This is a genomic window from Streptococcus pseudopneumoniae, assembly GCF_038148935.1.
Taxonomy (GTDB): Bacteria; Bacillota; Bacilli; order Lactobacillales; family Streptococcaceae; genus Streptococcus; species Streptococcus pseudopneumoniae_U.
Genome location: NZ_JBBJZX010000156.1, coordinates 1 through 1904 on the forward strand (window position 1 = coordinate 1; position 1904 = coordinate 1904).

Annotated in this window: 1 protein-coding gene; it reads left to right on the forward strand. The window is 45.2% G+C overall.

The features are described 5' to 3' along the window. The first annotated feature begins 196 nt into the window (after nucleotides 1-196). Complete coding sequence (gene ilvD / locus WKI42_RS10245; RefSeq protein ID WP_000137343.1) at nucleotides 197-1900, forward strand: dihydroxy-acid dehydratase; 1704 nt, start codon at nucleotides 197-199, stop codon at nucleotides 1898-1900. The last annotated feature ends 4 nt before the right edge of the window (nucleotides 1901-1904 follow it).

Consider the following 1904-nt stretch of genomic DNA (forward strand, 5'->3'; position numbering starts at 1 on the left):
AATTACAGTACGTTATTTAAAGAAAGCGGATTAAAAAGCATATTCTGGTCATCAGAAAGTGCACTAATCCGCTTTGTTGTTTTTAGTTTTAAATATTTCATATGTATATAGAATTTTCTGAAAATTCAAGAATTTTCTTCTGTTCATTGTTTTTAAAATGTGCTATAATAGTAAAAACTGAAATGGGAGGGAACAAATGACTGAATTAGATAAACGTCACCGCAGTAGCATTTATGACAGCATGGTTAAATCACCAAACCGTGCCATGCTTCGTGCGACTGGTATGACAGATAAGGACTTTGAAACACCGATTGTGGGAGTGATTTCGACTTGGGCGGAAAATACACCATGTAACATTCACTTGCATGATTTTGGGAAATTGGCTAAAGAAGGTGTCAAATCTGCAGGTGCTTGGCCTGTGCAGTTTGGAACTATTACTGTAGCGGATGGGATTGCCATGGGAACGCCTGGTATGCGTTTTTCTTTGACATCTCGTGATATCATTGCAGACTCAATCGAGGCGGCTATGGGTGGGCACAACGTGGATGCCTTCGTCGCTATCGGTGGCTGTGACAAGAACATGCCTGGATCTATGATTGCTATTGCTAATATGGATATCCCAGCTATTTTCGCTTATGGTGGAACTATTGCACCGGGAAATCTTGATGGCAAAGACATCGACTTGGTTTCTGTTTTTGAGGGGATCGGAAAATGGAACCACGGTGATATGACAGCTGAGGACGTGAAACGTCTTGAATGTAATGCCTGCCCTGGGCCTGGTGGCTGTGGTGGTATGTATACTGCTAATACCATGGCGACTGCTATTGAAGTTCTAGGTATGAGTTTGCCAGGGTCATCCTCTCACCCAGCTGAATCAGCTGACAAGAAAGAAGATATCGAAGCAGCAGGACGTGCTGTTGTTAAGATGTTGGAACTTGGTCTCAAACCATCAGATATCTTGACTCGTGAAGCCTTTGAAGATGCCATCACTGTAACTATGGCTCTCGGTGGTTCTACAAACGCCACTCTTCACTTGCTTGCCATTGCCCATGCTGCAAATGTTGACTTGTCGCTTGAGGACTTCAATACGATCCAAGAGCGTGTGCCTCACTTGGCCGATTTGAAACCATCGGGTCAGTATGTCTTCCAAGACCTCTATGAAGTCGGTGGTGTCCCTGCGGTTATGAAGTACCTCTTGGCAAATGGATTCCTTCATGGAGACCGCATCACATGTACTGGTAAGACTGTAGCTGAGAACTTGGCTGACTTTGCAGACCTCACACCAGGTCAAAAAGTTATCATGCCACTTGAAAATCCAAAACGTGCGGACGGTCCGCTTATCATCTTGAACGGGAACCTTGCTCCTGATGGTGCGGTTGCCAAGGTATCAGGTGTTAAGGTCCGTCGTCACGTTGGTCCAGCTAAGGTCTTTGACTCAGAAGAAGATGCTATTCAGGCCGTTCTGACAGATGAAATCGTTGATGGCGATGTAGTCGTTGTTCGTTTCGTTGGACCTAAGGGTGGTCCTGGTATGCCTGAGATGCTCTCACTTTCATCAATGATTGTTGGTAAAGGTCAAGGAGACAAGGTTGCCCTCTTGACGGATGGCCGTTTCTCTGGTGGTACTTATGGTCTGGTTGTTGGACATATCGCTCCTGAAGCTCAGGATGGTGGACCAATTGCCTACCTTCGTACAGGCGATATCGTTACGGTTGACCAAGATACCAAAGAAATTTCCATGGCCGTATCCGAAGAAGAACTTGAAAAACGTAAGGCAGAAACAACCTTGCCACCACTATACAGTCGTGGTGTCCTCGGTAAATACGCCCATATCGTATCATCTGCTTCTCGTGGAGCCGTGACAGACTTCTGGAATATGGACAAGTCAGGTAAAAAATAAACTC

Coding starts and splice junctions, on each gene's coding strand:
- ilvD (WP_000137343.1), top strand. CDS start 197: ATGACTGAATTAGATAAACGTCACCGCAGTAGCATTTATGACAGCATG.